Annotated in this window: 22 protein-coding genes; all 22 read right to left on the bottom strand. The window is 57.8% G+C overall.

Features of this window, described 5'->3' with window-relative positions:
- Positions 1-30: 30 nt before the first annotated feature.
- Positions 31-600: a type IV pilus biogenesis protein PilP gene (gene pilP, locus HV477_RS19035; protein ID WP_175065280.1), complete on the bottom strand. Its 570-nt coding sequence runs from the start codon at positions 598-600 to the stop codon at positions 31-33.
- Positions 584-1,879, bottom strand: coding sequence for a type 4b pilus protein PilO2 (gene pilO2, locus HV477_RS19030; protein WP_175065279.1), 1,296 nt, complete (start codon positions 1,877-1,879; stop codon positions 584-586). The genes pilP and pilO2 overlap by 17 nt, the downstream gene beginning before the upstream one ends.
- A 1-nt stretch (position 1,880) precedes the next feature.
- The gene (locus HV477_RS19025; protein ID WP_175065278.1) at positions 1,881-3,572 is read right to left on the bottom strand and encodes a PilN family type IVB pilus formation outer membrane protein; all 1,692 of its coding nucleotides are present in this window, start codon (positions 3,570-3,572) and stop codon (positions 1,881-1,883) included.
- A 27-nt stretch (positions 3,573-3,599) separates the two neighbouring features.
- Positions 3,600-4,037, bottom strand: a complete 438-nt coding sequence (gene pilM, locus HV477_RS19020; RefSeq protein ID WP_175065277.1) for a type IV pilus biogenesis protein PilM — start codon at positions 4,035-4,037, stop codon at positions 3,600-3,602.
- Position 4,038: 1 nt separating this feature from the next.
- Entirely contained in the window at positions 4,039-5,358 is a 1,320-nt protein-coding gene (locus HV477_RS19015; RefSeq protein ID WP_175065276.1) for a TcpQ domain-containing protein, read from the bottom strand.
- Between the two features lie 131 nt (positions 5,359-5,489).
- Positions 5,490-6,038, bottom strand: coding sequence for a macro domain-containing protein (locus HV477_RS19010; RefSeq protein WP_175065275.1), 549 nt, complete (start codon positions 6,036-6,038; stop codon positions 5,490-5,492).
- A 207-nt stretch (positions 6,039-6,245) separates the two neighbouring features.
- Positions 6,246-7,217: an Rpn family recombination-promoting nuclease/putative transposase gene (locus HV477_RS19005; protein ID WP_175065274.1), complete on the bottom strand. Its 972-nt coding sequence runs from the start codon at positions 7,215-7,217 to the stop codon at positions 6,246-6,248.
- 156 nt (positions 7,218-7,373) lie between these two features.
- Positions 7,374-7,805, bottom strand: a complete 432-nt coding sequence (locus HV477_RS19000) for a DUF29 domain-containing protein (protein WP_175065273.1) — start codon at positions 7,803-7,805, stop codon at positions 7,374-7,376.
- 109 nt (positions 7,806-7,914) lie between these two features.
- Positions 7,915-8,403, bottom strand: coding sequence for a single-stranded DNA-binding protein (locus HV477_RS18995; protein WP_175065272.1), 489 nt, complete (start codon positions 8,401-8,403; stop codon positions 7,915-7,917).
- Positions 8,404-8,415: 12 nt separating this feature from the next.
- Positions 8,416-8,634 carry a hypothetical protein gene (locus tag HV477_RS18990; RefSeq protein WP_175065271.1) on the bottom strand — a complete coding sequence of 73 codons (219 nt, stop codon included), beginning with the start codon at positions 8,632-8,634 and terminating at the stop codon, positions 8,416-8,418.
- Between the two features lie 90 nt (positions 8,635-8,724).
- A complete protein-coding gene (locus HV477_RS18985; protein WP_175065270.1) occupies positions 8,725-9,198 on the bottom strand; it encodes an STY4534 family ICE replication protein in 474 nt (157 codons plus the stop codon).
- 739 nt (positions 9,199-9,937) lie between these two features.
- Positions 9,938-11,977 (bottom strand): DNA topoisomerase III, encoded by a 2,040-nt coding sequence (locus HV477_RS18980; RefSeq protein ID WP_175065269.1) that lies wholly within the window; start codon positions 11,975-11,977, stop codon positions 9,938-9,940.
- 8 nt (positions 11,978-11,985) lie between these two features.
- Positions 11,986-12,930 (bottom strand): PFL_4669 family integrating conjugative element protein, encoded by a 945-nt coding sequence (locus HV477_RS18975; protein WP_175065268.1) that lies wholly within the window; start codon positions 12,928-12,930, stop codon positions 11,986-11,988.
- An 843-nt stretch (positions 12,931-13,773) separates the two neighbouring features.
- A complete protein-coding gene (locus HV477_RS18970; protein WP_254621682.1) occupies positions 13,774-15,147 on the bottom strand; it encodes an STY4528 family pathogenicity island replication protein in 1,374 nt (457 codons plus the stop codon).
- A 167-nt stretch (positions 15,148-15,314) separates the two neighbouring features.
- Positions 15,315-15,554: a hypothetical protein gene (locus HV477_RS18965; RefSeq protein WP_309224843.1), complete on the bottom strand. Its 240-nt coding sequence runs from the start codon at positions 15,552-15,554 to the stop codon at positions 15,315-15,317.
- 32 nt (positions 15,555-15,586) lie between these two features.
- Positions 15,587-16,156: a DUF2857 domain-containing protein gene (locus tag HV477_RS18960; protein WP_175065265.1), complete on the bottom strand. Its 570-nt coding sequence runs from the start codon at positions 16,154-16,156 to the stop codon at positions 15,587-15,589.
- The gene (locus tag HV477_RS18955; RefSeq protein ID WP_175065264.1) at positions 16,153-16,899 is read right to left on the bottom strand and encodes a hypothetical protein; all 747 of its coding nucleotides are present in this window, start codon (positions 16,897-16,899) and stop codon (positions 16,153-16,155) included. The genes HV477_RS18960 and HV477_RS18955 overlap by 4 nt, the downstream gene beginning before the upstream one ends.
- Positions 16,896-17,117 carry a TraR/DksA C4-type zinc finger protein gene (locus tag HV477_RS18950; protein WP_309224841.1) on the bottom strand — a complete coding sequence of 74 codons (222 nt, stop codon included), beginning with the start codon at positions 17,115-17,117 and terminating at the stop codon, positions 16,896-16,898. Before HV477_RS18950 ends, HV477_RS18955 begins: the two co-directional genes overlap by 4 nt.
- A complete protein-coding gene (locus HV477_RS18945) occupies positions 17,114-18,961 on the bottom strand; it encodes a ParB family protein (RefSeq protein WP_175065263.1) in 1,848 nt (615 codons plus the stop codon). The genes HV477_RS18950 and HV477_RS18945 overlap by 4 nt, the downstream gene beginning before the upstream one ends.
- Positions 18,954-19,418: a hypothetical protein gene (locus tag HV477_RS18940; RefSeq protein ID WP_175065262.1), complete on the bottom strand. Its 465-nt coding sequence runs from the start codon at positions 19,416-19,418 to the stop codon at positions 18,954-18,956. Before HV477_RS18940 ends, HV477_RS18945 begins: the two co-directional genes overlap by 8 nt.
- A gap of 4 nt (positions 19,419-19,422) precedes the next feature.
- On the bottom strand, positions 19,423-19,602 hold the full coding sequence (locus HV477_RS18935; protein WP_175065261.1) for a hypothetical protein: 180 nt from the start codon (positions 19,600-19,602) through the stop codon (positions 19,423-19,425).
- On the bottom strand, positions 19,595-19,753 hold the full coding sequence (locus HV477_RS18930) for a hypothetical protein (protein WP_175065260.1): 159 nt from the start codon (positions 19,751-19,753) through the stop codon (positions 19,595-19,597). The genes HV477_RS18935 and HV477_RS18930 overlap by 8 nt, the downstream gene beginning before the upstream one ends.
- Between the last annotated feature and the right edge of the window lie 24 nt (positions 19,754-19,777).

Below are 19,777 nucleotides of genomic sequence, written 5' to 3'. Positions count from 1 at the left end.
GTGTTTCTCCTTGTTCAGAAGGCCATCAGCTCAGAACGACAGTTCCGAACCGTCGCTGAGCGTGACGCCGGACAGCGAAATACGGCTGACCGTCAGCGTGGTTTTCCCGATAACCACCCGACTGCCGGTGGTCACCTCCGGCTGCGAGCCGTCCGGTAACTGCAGCAGGGCGCGCAGCACGCTGCCCTTCCCGCTGATTTCCAGCACCTGCGGACGGGCGACGGCCTGAGAATGTGACACCCCCCGCCCGTCCTGCTGCCCCGGCATGCCCGGCACGGAGGAGGATGACGGCGTGACCGTGCCGGCGATGGCACCGGCTGAACCGGAGGCTTCACTGCCAGCCTCCTCCAGCTGGCGCTGCAACTGCGCAGTCTGCACTTTTGCCGCCAGCAGCAGGTTCTTCTGCCGTATCTGCTCCAGCATGCCCAGGGTGATACTGCCCGGCGGCGGTACCGGCGGCGCGGCTTCAGCAGAAGCCGTGACCGGTGGTGTACCGGCTGTGCCGGTATCCGTGTCTGCCCGCGCCCCGGAGCCGGCCAGTACCAGCAGTATCGTCGTGGCGCTGACTGCAGCCGTGGCTGCCTTATTTCTTTCCGGCATAAATATGCCCCTCCGTCTCATACTGTTGCCCTTCCCCGCTGAGCGTGAATGTCACTTTGCTTATCCGTATTCCCTGCCCGTCGGCAGGGCCGGCCAGCATCTCCGGCACCCGCCTGTCCGTCAGGGTGAAGGTGTATTCCTGCCAGTCCTGTGCCGGCGGCGGCGTGCCGTCATCCCCGGGTACGCCCGGCTCCTCATTCACCGCCGTCAGCGTCAGCGTGGCCTGGTGTGCCTGGTACCAGGACACCACCCGCATCAGCTGCACGGTAACGGGCGGTACCGGCTCGTCCATGCCCGGCGCCGGTGTCCAGGGCAGGTGCACCGTCCCCTCGCCCCCGCCCGCCGCCAGGTTAATGACCGGCCGGCGGTGAAACACCGCCGTCGCCCGGCGGGAGAACCCCGCCGCCGTACCGCCGGACTGACGGCTGTAAACCAGCAGCAGACCGTCAGCACCGCACTCCCCCCGGGTCAGTTTCCAGCTGTCCAGATAAACCGGGGCAGCCCTCCGCCATGTCCGGCAGTGCGCCAGAAACGCCTGTACCGGCATCATGTCCTTCCAGGGATGCGGCAGGTATACCGGCTCCGGGGGCGCGGTGGCGGGAATGATGTCCGCCAGAACGGGCGGCAGGTCGTTTTCCCCGCCCGGCCACAGCCAGAATGCCGCCGCTCCAAGCAGCGCCAGTCCCGCCAGCACCGGCAGGGGTTTTATGCCCGCGCGGACCGGTTTCAGACGGGAAGCCTTCAGAACCTGCTTTCCTGCTGAGACGGTCAGGGCTTCCCATGGCAGCGGCTCATCCGGCGGAGAGGTGACCGTCCAGCCCCCCTCCGGCGCGGTGTTAAACGCCAGGAACCGCTGCAGGGCCTGCCCGGCCTCTTCCGCCGAACCGGTCACATCCGCCATCACCGACGGCAGGCCGCTCACCGTGGCCAGAAACACGTGCCTGGACGCATCCAGCCGGTACACCCCGTATGCGTTATCACCGCTGACCCGGCTGAATATCGCCGCCAGCGAATACACCGGCCCGCGCGGACGCGGAGTCATGCGACCGTTCGCGACCACGCGGTCTCCCCGGCGTCCCTGCCGGACCGTCAGGGTCAGTACCGCGCCGTCACGGCGTGAGCCTCCGGCTGTGGTGCGTTTTTGTTTTTTTACCGCAGTACGCTGACGGGAGGACTGACGCACAGGTGCACGCCCCTGCGCCTCCCAGCGCAGCCCGGCCGCCCACTGGCGCCGTCCGGCGGTCACCACGACCACGGTGTCTGCTGTCACGGCCGTCATCTCAGTCACCGTTATTCCCCGCCAGCAACGGCGTGATAATAATCACCAGCGTGCTGCGGCCATGCTCCCCGTTCCGGCCTCCCCCGAAGAGGAAATTGCCCGGCGTGAACGTGCCGCGCTTATTCACCGACGTGTTGTCCTGGCTGAAGCCGGTCAGAACCAGCGACTGTCCGGCGCGAAGGTTGACCTTCTGGCTCAGTGAACGCAGTTTCGTGTAGGGCATCTCGATATAGCTGTTGCCATCTTTCGAGGTGAAACTGCGGATGGTCGGCGGGTCTGACAGATTGAAATTCACCTGCAGCTGGACGTTGCCTGACGGCTGTATCAACGGCAGCAGGGTCATGTTGAAGCCGGTCGTTATCATGCCCGGCGTCAGCGTGGTGGTGGCTCCCACATCGGTCGTGGTGGTGGTGGCAGACTGCGCCACATACACCGCCTGGTCCGCCATCTGGATGGGGACTGGTGTCAGATTGGTGACGGTACTGTCCTGGGCGGTCACCACACTGATATCGCCCTGTTCGCTGAGCGCTTTAATAAGCAGGGAGGAGCCGCTGAACCGGGCGGCGCTGCCGGTCGCCGTGTCGAGGATGGACACCCCCGCCGAGGTTGCGCCGGCAATCTCTCCGCCGGCATTGTTCAGGGTCGCCCCGGCCTGCTGCAGCGATTTGTAGATAAGGCCCCAGTCAATACCGAACTGCTCATTGCGGGTGTTGCTGATGCTGAGCACTTTCACGCTCAGCTGAACCTGGCGGTTCATGTCGCGGTTCTGCTCATCCACATAGCGGGCCACGGTCTCCAGCACCTGCGGCGTGTCGGTGACCGTCAGTACTCCGGTGCTTTCAGAGAGCCAGTAGCGCCCCTTTTCCGGAGTCAGAATGGTCTCCATCGTTTTACGGATATCTTCGTATGCGTCCCGGTCCTGGAGGGTGGTGGTCTTCTGGGACGAGGATGAATCGCCGGAGACGGAATTATCACCGCCGCCGCTGCCTCCGCTGGTTCCCATCGAACTGGTTGAACCTGAGCTGACGCTGGCATTGGAGTTCACCCGGGTATTGAGGAAAGCAAACTGAAAGGTTCGCGTCTGCGTCAGATAGAACATCACCGCGCCCTGCTCTGTACGCCAGGAAAGTCCGGTGCGGGCAGCCACGCTGTCCAGCAGTCCCGCCAGCGGACCCTGCCAGCGCAGGCCGTTCAGCGTGACGGGGGCAGCCTGCGGCTGACCACCGCCCTGCGCGCCCAGTTGGTCCAGCGGAATGCGTCCGTTATCATCCGGTACCGGCAGCGCGCCGCTGATACGCCGGGTTACCCCGGCGGGTGACATACCGTGCCCGGCTGCCATCACCTCCGGTGCCAGAATGACCCGCACGCCGCAGATACGGGTGATGCGCTCGCTGATTTCAGGCAGCGTCAGGCCGTCACGGCTGCTGATGGTGATGCTGCACGCCGGCAGTCCGGCCTTCTGCGGGGATGGCGCGGCCTGCGTGACGGGCTTCAGGTTCACCCACGGTTTGTCCGTCCAGACCAGCGGGGCCTGATGACGCTTCTGGCTGTCAATATGCTGCTGCGCAATGTCCGCGTCCGCCCGGATGCTCCGGGACATGTTGTCCATTTCGCGGAAGGTGCAGCCGGTCACGGCAACGGACAGTGCCGTCACGATAATGACCGTCAGCGCGCGTATTCTGTTTCTGTTCATCGTGATTTCTGTTTCCTGATTCCTGATTCAGTTGAGGTACACCACGTCCCCGTTGTTCACGTCCGGCGGTAACGCCAGACCGGTATCCGTGCCCGACAGCCACACCAGACGTCCGCCGCTGACCGTGCCAACCAGCGCGGAGCCGTCCGACAAATCGCGCAGCGAACTCACCAGCCCCGGCGTGTCTGCCCGCCACACCCACAGGCGGTCGCTGACAATGCGGTGGTGAATACGACCATCGGGGGGACTCACCAGCGCCAGCGCGGACAGCGGTACTTCCCCGTCACGTAACGGATGGTCATGGCGCCAGTCGTTAATGGCCGCCGCCAGCCCCAGCACCTGCTGCGCCGGCACTCTGGCCGTGGCTGTTTGTGTCCGCGCCTGCGTCTGCATTCTCTGGCTTTCCACCACGTGTCCCGTGATGAGCATGAACACCATCCCCAGCGCCACAATCATCAGCCCCATATCAGCGGTCCACCGGACGGCCTGTCACCGACACCAGGCACTGCAGGCGGTTGGCTTCGGCATAGAGGCGTTTTTCAGCCGGGCGGTACAGGTCAAACACCTGATCCAGCGCCGATTCAAAACTGCCGCGGAATGTCAGCGGTGCCTCAATGAGGTAATCCACAGGGGTCTGCCAGATAACAACCCAGTGACCACCGTTCGGGCAGTCGGCCTTCTCCGCCCAGGCGGTCAGGGACTCCTTCAGGGTGATACCGGCAGCCGCCTTCCATTCAGGACCGGACGGCAGCGCCTTCACCGGGGTACCGGTGAGCTTCGGGGCCGGTACCGGCGCAGATGATGCCGGAACGGAAGAGGTGGTTAATGAAGAGGAAGCTGATGCCGCCGGAGAAGCCGGGTGAGAGGATGACGCTACCGCCGCCGTCACGGTGGTTTTCCCGGTCAGGTCGCTGCCGCTGAACGGGTTACGCCCGGTCGGGGCAGCCCCGGAGGCAGCAGAAGCCGCCCCGGACGGGGATGACGCTGTCGGTGCTGATGCTGTATTTTTTGCTGTCGCCGGAGAAACCACCTCACCGACAGTGGTTGCAGGCGGGTTCGTGGCAGTAACAGAAGAAGACGAAGCCGTCGTGTTTTTTGCCGTCACGCCCTGCCCCGTGGAGGCCGACGCCAGAACCGGTACTGCCGGCAGGGGAAGCGTCTCACTCCGGCCCGGCTGAGCGCTGGCGCTGAGGGAAGGTGTTCCCGCCGCAGACGCCGGCGCCGGAGACGAAATGACCGGAGAGGCTGCCGTCGTGGTGGCCGGTGAAGTCCCCGGACGCGACTGCGCCAGATAAGCCTCCCGCAGCACAAAACAGACCTCGCGGTTCACTTCATCCACGGTCATGCGCCAGGCCGGTCCCGCCACCACCTGCAGCGCCTCGCTCAGGCGCACGGGGCCCAGACGGCGCTGGACGGCAGGCAGTGGCCGGTTCAGCAGTTCCGCGAAATTCGCACCGTAACGACCGCACAGCGAATAGCCTGACTGGAACAGCAGGTAACGAAACCCGTCTCCCACGCTGCTGACCAGCGATACCGGCATGGTGATATCAATCAGCTGGTTCAGGGGCTCGCGCTGGGCATCGGCACTTTTTACGCTGACCAGCGTGTAACGACCCGCCCGGGTCACTTCCGGTGAGCGCTGCCAGATGTCCGCCGGCGCGGCTGGTTTCAGGCTGTGGCTGAATGCCGCATCCCGGACAGACGACGCTGCCGGCGACTGCGCACACCCGGCCAGAACCAGCAGCAGTCCGGAGCAGAAAAAAGGGTATGTGTTTAACGTAAACATGGTAAATCCCGACAGATGGCCATCATTGCGGCCATCCTGCGGGGATTTGCGTTAACGCTCAATAAAGAACTGTTTTTGCGAATTTACAAAAAAAACGCCGGCACGATGGCTGGCGTATACACGTTCGACTGTCAGGCGTCATCCGTTAAAAAGGAGTAGTCACATTCTTCCAGAATGTGCCGGTAAATAAGGAAATCCCGTCGACTGAAGCAGAAACAGTGCACATCCATCTCCGGTGCAATATCTGCCAGAAATGCGGTGATGGTGCGCAGCGCGATGCCGGCTGCCCGTTCATGCGGATAAAAATAATGGCCGGTGCTGATACAGGGAAACGCCATGCTGCGAAAGCCATTGTCCCGGGCAAGCGTCAGCGCCCGGCGGTACGCCTGCGCCAGTAAAGCATCCTGGCGTTCTGTCCACAGCCCGAACAGCCAGCGGGGACCCACGGCATGAATAACACCGCGACAGGGCAGTTTTCCGGGCGGAGTGAGAACCGCTGTTCCCACTGGCAGATTGCCGTAAGTCCGGATGTGGTTTTTGCATGCGGCCAGAAGTCCCGGTCCGGCTGCCCGGTGGATGGCACCGCATACGCCACCGCCATGATGTAACCGGGTACTGGCGGCGTTCACGATAACGTCACCACTGAACCGGGTGATATCGCCTTTTCTGATATACAGCATAATCCTGGTTTCTCCCCGAAGCGCCGGACAGCCCGGTGATAATGGAATGAAACGAACCACTTCAGCCCGTAAGGAGCCATCCTGAGGAGATTTGGCACAGTGCTCAACCGGGAATTGTTTTTGCAGAATCAAAAAAAACGCCCGCATTGCTGCAGGCGTTCCGGCGTACATGAAGTTTTACTCAGACGGGCATGATAACCCGCGATGTTAATGGCGGGGCTGTTCCAGCTCCTCGCGGCTCAGTCCCATGGTTTGCATCACCACTTCCGGGCTGACGCCATTGTCAATCAGCGCACGGGCAGCATCCAGTAACGTCCGGCGTTCACGCTCCTGGCTGGCCTGACGTTCCTGTTCCAGAATGGCTCGCTCACGCTCCAGGCTGGCCTGACGTTCCTGCTCAATGCCCTTCTGGATACCGTTTTCTTCCAGTTGCTGTGCTATTGTCCCCATGAGTTCCTCGTATTCGGGGATATCTCCCGACAGTTGGTTAATATATGGCCTGATATCCTCGCCCGCCATACCATTCATTATAGTATAACGCAGAACGGCTTCCACCTGCTCACGGCTGTTCAGTCCCAGTTGAATCAACTGAACCAGACGTCCCAGCAGTTCCCGGCCATCCCGCAGACGGATATCACGCTGCACCATCTCCAGCAGCGCCATCCGACGGTGCGTTTTGATATCATCATCATCCAGCACGCTGACGTCAATCAGCGGCCAGGGTTTACTGAGTACCCGTCTGGCAAGCTCCGGCTGTTCAAAGCAGTCCAGCCAGTCCATACTGTACGGGTAAGGACGAACGTCACCATGGTAAAAGAGCAGCGGCACCACCACCGGCAGTGTTTTGTACCCCTTTTTCAGGTGATCATCCATCGCCCTGATGGTGTATTTCATCATGCGCCAGGCCATCATCTCATCTTCGGTACTCTGATGCTCCACGATACAGTAGAGCAGGCAGTGCGCGTCCTCCGCCATTTTTACCGAATACAGAATGTCAGAGTGCAGCTCCTTTAACTCTTCATCGACATAACTTCCCGACTCCAGCCTCAGCGTATCCAGGTGAACCAGCGAACGGATGTCTTCAGGCAGGTGCGCCTCAAGGAAATCCCTTGCCGTCTCAGGCTCCCGCAGAAACAGCTTGAACAGCGGGTCGTGCCCGCGTTTACTGTTACTGGTCATTATTCCCCCGCATGTTAAATAAGTGTTTCACCCCCTCTGACAATACCAGGGGAGTGAATTCAGCAGATAACTGTCTGTGATTTGTAAAAAAACGCCAACATCGATGTCGGCGTTTTCAGGTTAGTACACTCGCTACAATACAGAGATTCTTCTGCATTACTGCGGCCAGAAACTGGCGTCAACCGCCTGTTCAAACGTCCACGGACAGGTTTCCGGGAAAACAGAACGACGGATATTCGTTTCACGTTCAGCGTTAATTACCGCTATCCGGTAGGCATCAGCAATGATATCCGAAAGTTTTGATTTCAGACTTGGGTTTTCTGATAACACCTTCAAAGCTCTTAAACGTTGCTCTTCTATTGTCAGTTGCCAGCTACGCCCCTGGCGTTCTGACTGGTACTGCCATTTCAGCAGATGCATAAAGAGCACCTGGAGACGGGACTCCAGCTCCCTGCGTTCACTTCGCCCCATCGCCTCAATCTCCTCAAGCAGGTTTTTCAAATCCAGGTCTTCCGTACGACCGGCACGGATCAAATCTGCCTGCTCCTGGGTCCAGCCATAAAAATCAGTATCATAACGTTCTGTCATGGTTTAGCTCCCCTTATGAATATCGGCCTGCCGGAGCAGGCCAGACATTCACAGATAACCTCTCTGAACACAATCACCACATAACACATTGATTTATATGGTAACGCGCTCAAAAAGGTATGTCATCGTCAAAATCCATCGGCGGCTCATTCGCCGGATGCTGTTTTGGCGGCGTGCCACTGTAGCTACGACCAGCCGGTTGCTGGGGTTGCCCCTGGCTTCCCTGTTGCTGACCATTGCCACCGTTGCCACGACTGCCCAGCATCTGCATGGAGCCCTGCATGGACACCACCACCTCTGTAGTATAACGTTCCTGACCACTCTGGTCAGTCCATTTCCGGGTGCGCAGTTCGCCCTCAATGTACGCCTGGGAGCCTTTACGCAGATACTCACCCGCAATTTCTGCCAGTTTGCCGTAAATCACCACACGGTGCCATTCGGTACGTTCTTTCTGCTCACCCGTCTGTTTATCTTTCCAGGTATCTGACGTCGCCAGTGACAGCATCGCCACCGCATTGCCATTGGGCAGATAGCGAACATCCGGATCCTGACCCAGATGTCCGATAAGCATTACCTTGTTAAGTCCTCTTGAAGCCATGATGATTTCTCCTTAAGCCTGATGACGCTGTGACCATGAACCCTGTTCGAGCGCACGTTCAGCCAGCTCAGCAGTGGCGAAATACTCCACGGATTCGCGGGATACCGGGCCCATTTCGTTTGCCGTGCCGATGTAGAAACCGGCACCGCTGCGAAGAACCTGTAAGGGTAAAGACAGACCGGCAAATTCTGCTGCCAGCATACCGGTGGAGACAGTTGTTGAATTTAACATATTGTGTTCCTTAATCAGTTGATGAACGGAACACACCTTCCTGACGGAAAGTGTGTCACCGCCAGGGAGAGGTCAGTTAAAATGACGGTTTCAGAATGAGTTTTCCGCGTACTGCTTCTGCGGAGTCTGGTCCTGAACCGGGGGAGTCGAGGTCGGTTTTTCTGCCTTGTAGACAATCTCTTTGTCAATCTTTATCCAGTCCACCCGGATAAGACGCGTTTTGAGACTGACGCGGTTTTCGCCGGCATGCTCACCTTTTGACAGGGTGAAGATGTCCGGTTTAACACCGCTGAGCACAAAACTGATCATCACTTTTTTGTCTTCGTCACAGGCTTTCTGGCAACGGTTGATCAGACTCGTTGCGTCCTTGCCTGCAACAGTGACATCAAAGCGGGTATAGTCTGCATTATCTGTCGGCCCCGTCAGGGCGTTCAGCGTACAGCAGGTAAACTTACTGTTACCGTTGACCACCTGGCGTACGTTACTGATGTAGCCCAGGCCGCTGATGTTAAGGTTGAAGTAGTTCACTTCTTTAACTTCTTTTTTGTCAGTATTTCCGGACATGATGTTTTCTCCAGGGATAAAAAAGTATGGTTGAGAAAACATGCATCCCTGTAGGGAAGTGTTTTCCCGCAGGGAAATCAGTACATTCAGCGCACTGATTGTCTTGGTTTAAGATATCTTAATCGCAGCAGATCCCACTGCGACAGCCGTTTCCAAAGATTAAAGGGCTGTACCGTCCGAAGACACCACCTTTCAGGCTACGGTGGCATTGGTGTGCGGTTACCCGAAGGCGTCTCTCTCAAACCGCTGAAACATTGGTGCGCAGTCACCCGAAGGCGTCTCTCTCAGACTGCTGAAACATTGGTGTGCGATCACCCGAAGGCGTTCCTCTCAGATCACAGGAACATTGGTGGTCACTCAGTGAGTGACAGATTGCACGTTCATTTTTACCAGGATAAAAAACAAGTCAATCCGTTAATTGTTTTTTGCGAATCAACAAAAAAATGGCCCCCGTAAACGGAGGCCATTTCTGAAGAAACTGCTGCACCACAGCATGATGTAAGAATCTAATCTCCGGGGTAAAAACCATTATTACCCGGCGCGGTTTTCACGGAGTGTTTGCGCGTTAAGGACTAATCCTCGAGTAAAGATCGCCCTTCAGACTGAAATTCCGGCTGGCATGCGGTCAACCGGAACCGGCCGCAGTCACGGGGTGCTGCTCTTATCAAAGCCGGATAAGGCTATCAGAATCCGGCCAGACAAAACAAGTTGTTATCGCATATGTGTTATCGCATATGTGTTATCGCAGATTCACTTTCAGGCCTTTTGGCATTTTTAACGCGCCGCCGCCAGTACCGCTTCCCGCAATACCCCGGCACGCCGGATAGTTGACACAACCGAAAAATACGCCATTCTTTCCCTGACGCTGCACCGTTCGTCCCCCGCATTCCGGGCAGGGCGGACCGGACGGGGCCTGCATCGCCAGCGGCTGCGTTTTTCCCTGGCTGACCAGCTGCGACACCCAGGCATTCTGTTTCGCCATAAAATCATCCAGACTCACCCGGCCTGCGGCCACCTCATCCAGCAGTTGCTCCCACAGTGCCGTCAGCCCCGGGCTGGTCAGTGCCGCCGGCAGGGCATTCACCAGGTCACGCCCTGTCGGGGTGGAACGCAGTACTTTCCTGTCCCTTACCATAAATCCGCGTTTTATCAGGGTGTCGATTATCCCCGCCCGGGTTGCCTCAGTTCCTATCCCCGCGTTTTCTTTCAGTACCTTCTTCAGCGCCGGATCCGTGACGAATGACGCCGCGTTCGTCATCGCCGCAATCAGCGTGCCGTCGTTGTACGGTACCGGCGGTTTTGTCTGCAGCCGCTTTTCCTCAGCGCCCTGAACCGGGCAGGTCTGGCCAGCCTGAAGCGGCGGCAACCGCGAGGCATCTGTTTTATCACTGCCCACATCACCCTCTGCCGGTGTCTGTGCCGGCTGCGCCGTCGGGTCGGTAAACAGCGCTTTCCATCCCGCCACCACGGTCACATTGCCGGTCGTACGGAACAGTTGCCCGCCGATGTTAAATGTCGCTTCTGTCGCGTCCACTTCCATCTGCGGCAGAAACTGGGCCAGATAATGCTGGCGTATCAGCTGGTACACATTGCGCTCATCGGCACTCAGCCGGCTTAAATCCCCCACATGTTTCGTCGGGATAATGCCGTGATGCGCAGTGATTTTTTTATCGTTCCAGATACGGGAGACCAGACTGGTATCCAGTTGCGTCAGCGCAGGATGTAACGTCAGTGACGGGTCCGTCTGCATCAGTGCCGCCAGAACCGCACGAACGTCATCCCGCATCGATACCGGCAGATACCCGCAGTCCGTTCTCGGATAGGTTGTCAGTTTATGGGTTTCATACAGACTCTGGGCAATATCCAGCACTTTCTGTGCCGGCATACCAAATTTTTCTGCGCAGGCCTGCTGCAGGGAACCCAGACTGAACGCCAGGGGCGCGGACTTCTTCTGCCGCTTCGTCTGGCAGTCAATCACCGTCGCCGACGCGGCCTGAAGGCATAACTGTACCACCTGCGCGGCAATACCCGGCTGAACACAGCGTCCCTCTTCATCACAGTACTGTGTCGCCGCAACCCATTTTGCCGGAAAGACAATATTGTCAGATACCAGCGTGGCAATAACATCTGAGTATGGTTTCGGGATAAAATTCTCAATCTCAAGGTCACGCCGGACAACAATGGCAAGCGTGGGCGTCTGTACCCGGCCAACGGATATAACCCCGCCGATACCCGCTTCCCGGGCCTTCAGGGTGTAAAGACGGGTCAGGTTCATGCCGGTAGTCCAGTCCGCCCGCCCACGGCCAACCCCGGCGCGGTAAAGCGCTTCCGTTTTTTCAGACGGCCATATGTCTGCCAGTGCGGCACGGATACTGGCATCATCCAGTGCGGACAGCCATAACCGGAACACCCGCCCCTGAAAACGGCAGTACTCCAGCAGCTCGCGGGCAATCACCTCGCCTTCCCGGTCGGCGTCGGTGGCTATCACCACCTCATCCACCTGTTTCAGAAGACGGTTAATCACCGCAAACTGGCCCCGGGCCTCTTTTTTCACCTCGAGTATCCACTGCTGCGGTATCAGCGGAAGCACATCCAGCCGCCAGAGGTTACCGTACTGCTCACCGTAGGCCACGGGGTCGGCCTGCTCAAGCAGATGCCCCCGGGCCCAGGTGACGATGACACCGGCCCCCGACAGAAACCCCTCCCCGCGCTTATCGGCACCAATGAACTTCGCGATATCCCTGGCCTGGGAGGGTTTCTCACACAGAAAAAGACGCATACCGCGGTTTACTCCGGCTCATCAGTTGACGGGGGCAACAGCACTGACAAATCATCGATATCAATGTCAATGTCCTCCGTCAGTACGCCTCTTCCATCATCCGTTCCGGAGGCTTCTTCTGTCTGCCGCTGCTGTAGTACTGATGTATTCGCGGGTTCAGAAGATCCGTCATTATCTGTTTCCCGTAGTGAGCTAATGCGTCCTTCAGAAAGACTTTCTCTTTTCAGGGCATCGACACTACGTCGGTTAACCGGGGGAGACCAGGAGGAACGCTTCTTCCCGGATAAAATGTCAGGGTCAACTTTCCCGAAAAGCTTTATCGCCTCCCTTGCCTTATCATTGTTCACCGCAATATCTTCACGGGTTACGGGTAAATAACGATATTTCTGTGCGGCACCATAGATTTGCCGCACCAGATATCCTCCCCGCCCAAGGCAACTGTTCAGTTCACGTCTGGAAATAATGCCATAGTGCGCCGCCTGAAATGCCTGCATGGCCAGCTGGTCAAATCCTACCAGTAACCAGACACAACGGTACCCTACAGGGGTCCGGCTGAAGACCCCGATATTAAGAGGTGAAACGCTGGTAATATCTGAAATTGTCACCTGAGCAGGTACCAGTGACATCACTTTCTTCAGTCCGTCCAGCTCTTCCTGCATTTTTTCAATCGCAGCATTAATCAGATTTTCCAGCTCCAGCATTTTGGCATCGGCCCAGGGATTATCACTGGCAGAGTCCTGGTTAATCCGCCCTGCTTTCTGGATGAATCCGGGCATACTGAAAATAAGACTGCGATGACGGGAGCTTTCCTTTTGACGTCCTCCTTTGTTGCCTCTGTATTCCGGATAACGCCCTTCCCATAAACGAATTGCGTAATGTGTATTCAGCGAAACACTCATTGCGGAACGAAGCGCGCCGGCTTTTCCCGGCTCCGGGGTCTGTTCATCACTCATTACCTGATCCTCACCATGGACTAATGTAAATAGACGTACGGCTATATTCAGAGAGTGACAATCAACAGACAATACGAAACTCTTTTTCCGAATTTCACATTTTCACATTGTGATAGCTCAGTAAGTTGCAATTTTCTCGTTCCTCCTCCTCCTCCCGGAACGATCCTGGCCATTTTTCATACCATGTTGCCAGTGGCAACATAGTTCACTTTTCAACCACTAAATTCCCGCTCACGCAGAACGCCACATTTCGCCTCGCTCAGCACCCGCCAGCATGATGAACTGGTCATTTTTTATACCGTGTTGCCAGTGGCAACATAGCTCACTTTTTAATCACCACATTCCCGCTCGCGCAGAACGCCACATTTCGCCTCGCTCAGCCCCCGCCAGCATGATGAACTGGTCATTTTTTATACCGTGTTGCCAGTGGCAACATAGCTCACTTTTTAATCACCACATTCCCGCTCGCGCAGAACGCCACATTTCGCTTCACTCAGTACACGCCAGCATGATGAACTGGTCATTTTTATACCGTGTTGCCAGTGGCAACATAGCTCACTTTTTAATCACTAAATTCCCGCTCGCGCAGAACGCCACATTTCGCCTCGCTCAGTACACGCCAGCATGATGAACTGGTCATTTTTTATACCGTGTTGCCAGTGGCAACATAGCTCACTTTTTAATCACCACATTCCCGCTCACGCAGAACGCCACATTTCGCCTCGCTCAGCACCCGCCAGCATGATGAACTGGTCATTTTTTATACCGTGTTGCCAGTGGCAACATAGCTCACTTTTTAACCACCACATTCCCGCTCGCGCAGAACGCCACATTTCGCTTCACTCAGCGTCGGTTTATCTGCAGCATGGCACGGGCTTCCGCCAGTTTCGCGGCAACAAGCTCCTTCGGCGCTGGAACGAACTCCTCAGCGGCAGGCTCATCACGGCCAGGCTGAGCCCCGGCATGGAGCGGACGGGTCGCAGTCGCAGGCGTTGACGCCGGTGATGATGGCGGTACGGTACCTGATTTCACTGTCCCTTCCGGCAGACGGAACTTCCCTTCCCGCGCCTGGCGCAGCAGCGTCAGCAGGTAACCCACCGGGTTGTTGACCCTCCCCTCACGGACGCCGTTTATCACCGTCGCCATCACACCGTCCGCCAGTTCAGCGCTCTGCTGACGCAGGTGCTGCAGCTGCGTTGCCAGCATCGCCTGCTCACCTGCCGGCAGCAGCTGTTGCAGTACTGAAGGCCACTCAAACCCCGGAGAAGTGTTCCCCGCCTGAGCATCAACGGAGCCACCGGAGGGCACATTTTCATCCCCGCCGCATACGTACGTTTTTTTAATCAGTTCCTGTGTAAAAGAACGTACGTTATTGCAGTCCGGTTTCCGGACTCTGTCATAAGTATCTGATTTCATATTGAGTCCGTTTACCGGACCCGGTATTTTAACCCCGTCCGCCACACTGAGTCTGTTATCCGGACTCAGTGATTTCTGCTCATTTTCTGTACTTTCAGCACTCAGTCCGGTTTCCGGACTCTGCTGTTTCTGCTGCTGAATGCGGACAACATCGCGTACTGTTGAGGGGCGTGTAAAACGCTCAGCAATCTCCGTCAGCCGCGAATGCCGGTGCCGCATCATCGGGTCGTCCAGTATCCCCTCCAGTACCCGCCAGGCCGTTTCATTCACCTCCCTGTATTTGTGTCTGCAGGCCTTCCCGACCATCTCCAGCCAGCCGGGATCAAACGTCTCTGCATCCTTCGCACTCAGCGGTTCATCATGCTGGGCGTAGATATTACCCCGGACTCTGCCGCCTGCATCGCGCACCCGTTTACACAGACTCAGCCAGCCAGTAAGACGCAGCATCGTCAGCGCGCGGCTCACCGTATCCCGCGAGGCCTGCCCGGCCCCGGGAGAAGAGAGAAGCTTCTGAAGTTCATCATAGGAAGGGAAAATGGCGCCGTCGTTCTGCAGGGCATACTGCCGTATCATTATCCAGCACATTTTATCCAGAGGGGAAAGCCGCATATCCAGCACCAGCGCCCTGGGATAAGCATCGTGCAGGTTGCCCGTAAACAGCAGCCCGTTACGCTCCTGACCCGACGAGCCCGGCGCACCGTCAAGCCGCGCCTGCATCCTGGACAGCGTGTAATCTATGATATCGTCAGCGGGCAGACGTGAGCCGCCGCCGGAGTCCGCCTGCGGATATTGTCTGTTCATTCTCATTCTTCTCGTTGTTATAACGGCTTATTAAAGGAGAGGGATTAAACATTCCGTCTGCGGGACTCTTTGCCGCCCCGCACCCCGCAGCCTCCCCCGGATGTCAGCCGGTATCACCGATACCGGCAGTACCCCGGAGGAGTGGCCGGTACAGACCGGACTCCCCTTCACAGCTTCAGCTCCCGGTCATAAGCCTGGTGGGACATAAACAGCCAGTCTTCGCCATGGTTTTTGCTCAGCAGACGCCAGCGTATCCCCACGTCTATCTTGAGGTACCCGCTGCATCCCACCTCGCTGTACACCCGTTTACCCTGACGGTACTGCCGCAGCAGCAACCGGGCCTTCAGGGCCGTCCCCGCATGCACCCTTCGCGGGTCGGTACGCCAGTAACGAAACGAATCATTCACACACGAACTCCGGGCCACACCGGTATTCTTTCTCATACTGACGTCTCCCGCTTATCCTGCGCACACCATCCCCTGACCAGCGTCCACACCGTGGTCAGGTTCACCCCATGGGTTTCGGCCATCAGCATCATCACATCCAGGGATTCCACGCTGTCCGGGTTATCCATACCGGACTCCCGCCACTGCGCCCATAACGCCGGCTCCAGCGCCGCGTCTGCTGCGCTGCTGCGCCCCTTGCGTGTGCGTATTCCCCCCAGACGTCTGCGCCCGGACACCTCCGACGTGTCCAGACCAAAGAATTTCTGCATCATTTCAATAGAGGCCCCCAGTATCAGCGCCCGGTCAATACGCTCCAGCCGCTTCTGCTCCCGCCGGGCCTGTGCCAGCATCAGCCCCAGATTTTCATGATGAATCCCCAGGTTCAGCACACTGACCCGGCTTTCAGCCAGATACAGCAGGTCATCCGTCGAGAGAGCTGTCAGCATCCCCATCTCTTCGGGCGTCAGCCCCAGGGATTCGCAGCGCTTCAGGTTTCCGGATTTCAGCTCGGCAACCAGGGTGAACAACAACTGGTTGGATGACTGTGACAGTGAGTAATTCACGGCTGCTCCTCCTTTATATGGATATGCCGGTTGCCGGCAGGGAATAAACATGAATGCGCCCCGGACGTACTGATGACGGCACCGGAGCCGGTCAGTTGCTGATACCGCCTGTGGCAGTAATAATGGTACTGTTGCCGGACGACAGGTGTCTCCGGCTCATCCGCCGGAATGTCCGGTGTCAGAAGTGCGGACCAGATACCGGCAGCCCAGTGGCAGCACCAGTCCTCCGTACGGTACCAGATGGCCGTGGTTTCCAGCCGTTCCCGGTCGCTGACTTTCTGCCAGATATTCAGGTCCCGTAACATCTGCCGGCACAGCAGGGTGAACAGACACTCCGCCACCGTCGGAAGCGCTCCCCGGCCACGGAACGTCACGCTGCGACGGGGGTTACCGTGGCCGTCACACCAGCGCCCGAAACACCAGTGACAGCCGGAAACATGGCACACCACCGCAGTCAGGGCACTGAGCCATCCCGGGACGACCCGCGCACTGCAGGGGACACGGTGACAGGTGAACTCCCTTATGCCGGACGAACCGGCATTCTCCTCTCCCGCTCCGGACGCCTCAGTCAGGCGCTGCGCCCGCAACAATACCGCCGTCACCTCATGCAGGTCACCGCTGTTGTCCGCGGACTCCGCCATCGTTTTTATACGGGAAAGCAGCATCACTGACGCCTCAGATGCCGGCACAGGTTCCAGCGCCGCAGTGAAGGTCAGAACGCCATCAGCCTCTGTTCTGCTCATGACTCACGCTCCTCATGCCATGCCTGGCAGTCCGCGCACAGCCTGACGCCCGGCAGAGATGTCCGCCGTTTCTCCGGGATTTCATCCCCGCATTCCGCGCAGTGCAGGCGGGACACCGCGGCTCCTGCTTTCAGCGCATGCCGAATCGCCGCTATCTGCAGGTCGGTGTGCAGCATGGCCTCCCGCTGCGCCATTTCATCATCGGTATCCACACTCACTGCAGTGTCCTCCCTTCGTCACCAGTGACAGTCTGAAGGCGCTGCAGCTCGCGCAGACGGCGTATCACACGAATAAGCCTCATGGTCTTCACCACATGAATGTCGTCAAAAACGGGAGTATCTGCAGGTGACTGCGAACCAAAGAAGTTCAGGCAGAACAGGAACATGTTGAACTGCTCATTGGGCAATTCTCCTGACAGCCCCGCCAGGAAGAGAACGAATTCATTCCTGTGGGGAGAAACCGCAAAACCCGCTGAGCCCGGGCGGTTGTCCTCCCGGACACAGTCTTCGCACCCCATCGCTTCCGCTATCTCAAAGACCAGCCGGTACGCCATATCCTGAAGGTGCTCGGTATCATCCTGCAGTGCCGGTATCGCCCAGATATCGCTGACCGGCTCAAGCCCCGTATCCGCAAACGCGACGGAAGATGGCGGAATAATAGCGGACATCAGGGGACCGGCTGATATTCCGGCGGTGTTATCGTTATCCCGGAACGGGAAGATATTGCTGCCGGAAATAACATCACCGCCGGCACCGACAGCAGATGCGACAGTAACAGCAGCACCTGCCGCCTGTGAGAATGCGGTAACGCCCGCACCGGCTGCCACCGCAGCCCCGGCATTGCCCAGCGCATATACAGATGAAAATGCCGCGTCATCCGTATCATCGTCCTCCACGCCAGAAGGCATGAACTCCCCCGACAGAACATCCGGCCCACCCGGAATATCAGGCTGGATTTCCCCCCTGCCGGATACAGCCACAGGAGACGGAACAGCAACCGCCCCGCCCGGGGAACCGGCAGAAATCGGGTCTGTGTCACCGTCCACCCCCGGCTCCGGGGTCCGGGTGCCTGCCCGGACTACCGCTTCATTCTGCACATCCCCTTCCTGCCAGGCCTGCTGGTCAGCCAGAATCAGATGCTCTGCAACCGGTTCAGGTGCGCCAAACAGCGCCCGCTGGTTCTGCGTCTTCGGATCCAGTTCAATTAACCAGCGGTCATAGTTCAGCGACGGATGAGGCAGTGCCTTAACCAGGCTGCCAATCAGCTCATCACGGAACATTTCGAGCGAGTACAGTTCCGGATCGTCAAACAACTCACATGTCTGACCAAAAACATCATCAAAGCTGTTCAGCGGCTCCATGCTGACACTGTATTTTTGCCAGGTATCAAGTGCCCCCGACCTCATATTCAGCAGTGTAATAACCTGAGGTCTCCCCAGCCCTGAAGCCAGTAGTACCGGCAGATACGGATACAGATATTCCACCGTATGTTCCATCCGACTGATCTGTGAATAATTTATCGGGTAGCCCTCCTCACTCAGAAGTGCCGACAATTCGCGCAGCGTCACTGACCGGCCCAGGGTCTCCTCATGAATGGCACGGGCCTTGCGTATTCCCAGCGCCTTGTCAATAAACGTCAGGTCGCCGCGGACATCATTCTCGGCCAGATGGCCTACAAGGCATTTCAGCCTCCCCGGCCAGGGTTTGAACAACACATGGAAACGGTAAAAGCGCTCGTCACCGGTTTCGGCATAAAGCTCCCGCAGAACGGAATAGCGGGTGTTACCGCCATCACTGAATATATACGGCGTCCCCGGAATATCGGGGTTTCTCGTGACTTTCGGCACAGTGTCAAGCCCGCGGGTACGAATGGAATCCTTTATCTCATCATACTTCGGGTTACGTGTGGTTCGCGGATTGTCCGGGTTCGGGGCAACCTCATCCAGCGTAAGTATCAGCGGCATCTCGCTTGTAGGCATGATGGCCGGCGACGGCGCTGACTGCGGTTCACGGGCTCCCTGCAGCAGGGCGGTTCCCAGGTCAAGCAGGTTAGTTTTAGCCACGGGACACCTCCCCGGCAGCAGGTATCCTGCCCTGAAGCATATTAGCGAGACTCAGCACATCGCGGGCAAACTGGCGCAGTCGCTGTCGATTATCACCCTGGATACAGAGAACATGGCCTGATGCATCCAGAAGCGCATCGAGCTGCTCGTCAGTCAAAGACACAACCGGCGCTGGCGGGGCGGTGTAAAGTACACGACGTTTACCGCAACGTTCAGGGTTCCACTGTTCATAAAAAAAATCAGTGTTAACATCTTCCCAGTGCCACTGCAGACCGTCAGTGTCGTAATGACAAAACTCGCACTGATAAACAGGCTCAGCGTCCATTGATGCCAGCGCCATCTTTAATGCAGCCAGGGTACTGCTCCCGTCATCGTCCAGACCAGATGGTGTATCATCGCGAATAGTCTCAGTACCTGAGATGACTTTTTGCAGCCATTCTTTGGTAATAGTGGTCATGGGCTTAGTCCTCCCCCCATTCTTCGTAGAAAAAGTCATCCACACGCCGGTACGCCTTGTAGGCAGCTTCGATTTCCATTTCAGTGATATCGAACGATTTACCGTTCATCTCCACCATGCACTCCAGCGCCTCGCCCCACTCCTCAAGGGATGCGTTATGTTTTGTTGCGCTAAAATCAGCCATCTTTACTCCTCCCGTTCCGTATCCCATTCAACCCACGCACAGTCACCATCTGCATCAATTTCGCCCTGATTACCGCATCCGGGGCATTTAACGGCATCACCAGCGCAGAGGTACCGACCGGATAACGAGCGGCCTGTAACTTCGATTGCATGGTGACACTGGCAGCGGTCGCAGG

This window comes from Salmonella sp. SG203, assembly GCF_013350575.1.
GTDB lineage: Bacteria > Pseudomonadota > Gammaproteobacteria > Enterobacterales > Enterobacteriaceae > Salmonella > Salmonella enterica.
This window is presented reverse-complemented; position numbering and strand designations above follow the sequence as displayed.

Bases quoted from the DNA above. Each gene is read 5' to 3' on its own strand.
- HV477_RS18985 (WP_175065270.1), bottom strand. From the start codon at position 9,198: ATGTCCGGAAATACTGACAAAAAAGAAGTTAAAGAAGTGAACTACTTC.
- HV477_RS18995 (WP_175065272.1), bottom strand. From the start codon at position 8,403: ATGGCTTCAAGAGGACTTAACAAGGTAATGCTTATCGGACATCTGGGT.
- HV477_RS19025 (WP_175065278.1), bottom strand. From the start codon at position 3,572: ATGAACAGAAACAGAATACGCGCGCTGACGGTCATTATCGTGACGGCA.
- HV477_RS19015 (WP_175065276.1), bottom strand. From the start codon at position 5,358: ATGTTTACGTTAAACACATACCCTTTTTTCTGCTCCGGACTGCTGCTG.
- pilM (WP_175065277.1), bottom strand. From the start codon at position 4,037: ATGGGGCTGATGATTGTGGCGCTGGGGATGGTGTTCATGCTCATCACG.
- pilO2 (WP_175065279.1), bottom strand. From the start codon at position 1,879: ATGACGGCCGTGACAGCAGACACCGTGGTCGTGGTGACCGCCGGACGG.
- HV477_RS18980 (WP_175065269.1), bottom strand. From the start codon at position 11,977: ATGCGTCTTTTTCTGTGTGAGAAACCCTCCCAGGCCAGGGATATCGCG.
- HV477_RS18955 (WP_175065264.1), bottom strand. From the start codon at position 16,899: ATGAGCAGAACAGAGGCTGATGGCGTTCTGACCTTCACTGCGGCGCTG.
- HV477_RS19010 (WP_175065275.1), bottom strand. From the start codon at position 6,038: ATGCTGTATATCAGAAAAGGCGATATCACCCGGTTCAGTGGTGACGTT.
- HV477_RS18970 (WP_254621682.1), bottom strand. From the start codon at position 15,147: ATGAACAGACAATATCCGCAGGCGGACTCCGGCGGCGGCTCACGTCTG.
- HV477_RS18930 (WP_175065260.1), bottom strand. From the start codon at position 19,753: ATGCAATCGAAGTTACAGGCCGCTCGTTATCCGGTCGGTACCTCTGCG.
- HV477_RS18990 (WP_175065271.1), bottom strand. From the start codon at position 8,634: ATGTTAAATTCAACAACTGTCTCCACCGGTATGCTGGCAGCAGAATTT.
- HV477_RS18975 (WP_175065268.1), bottom strand. From the start codon at position 12,930: ATGAGTGATGAACAGACCCCGGAGCCGGGAAAAGCCGGCGCGCTTCGT.
- HV477_RS18940 (WP_175065262.1), bottom strand. From the start codon at position 19,418: ATGACCACTATTACCAAAGAATGGCTGCAAAAAGTCATCTCAGGTACT.
- HV477_RS19000 (WP_175065273.1), bottom strand. From the start codon at position 7,805: ATGACAGAACGTTATGATACTGATTTTTATGGCTGGACCCAGGAGCAG.
- HV477_RS18935 (WP_175065261.1), bottom strand. From the start codon at position 19,602: ATGGCTGATTTTAGCGCAACAAAACATAACGCATCCCTTGAGGAGTGG.
- pilP (WP_175065280.1), bottom strand. From the start codon at position 600: ATGCCGGAAAGAAATAAGGCAGCCACGGCTGCAGTCAGCGCCACGACG.
- HV477_RS19005 (WP_175065274.1), bottom strand. From the start codon at position 7,217: ATGACCAGTAACAGTAAACGCGGGCACGACCCGCTGTTCAAGCTGTTT.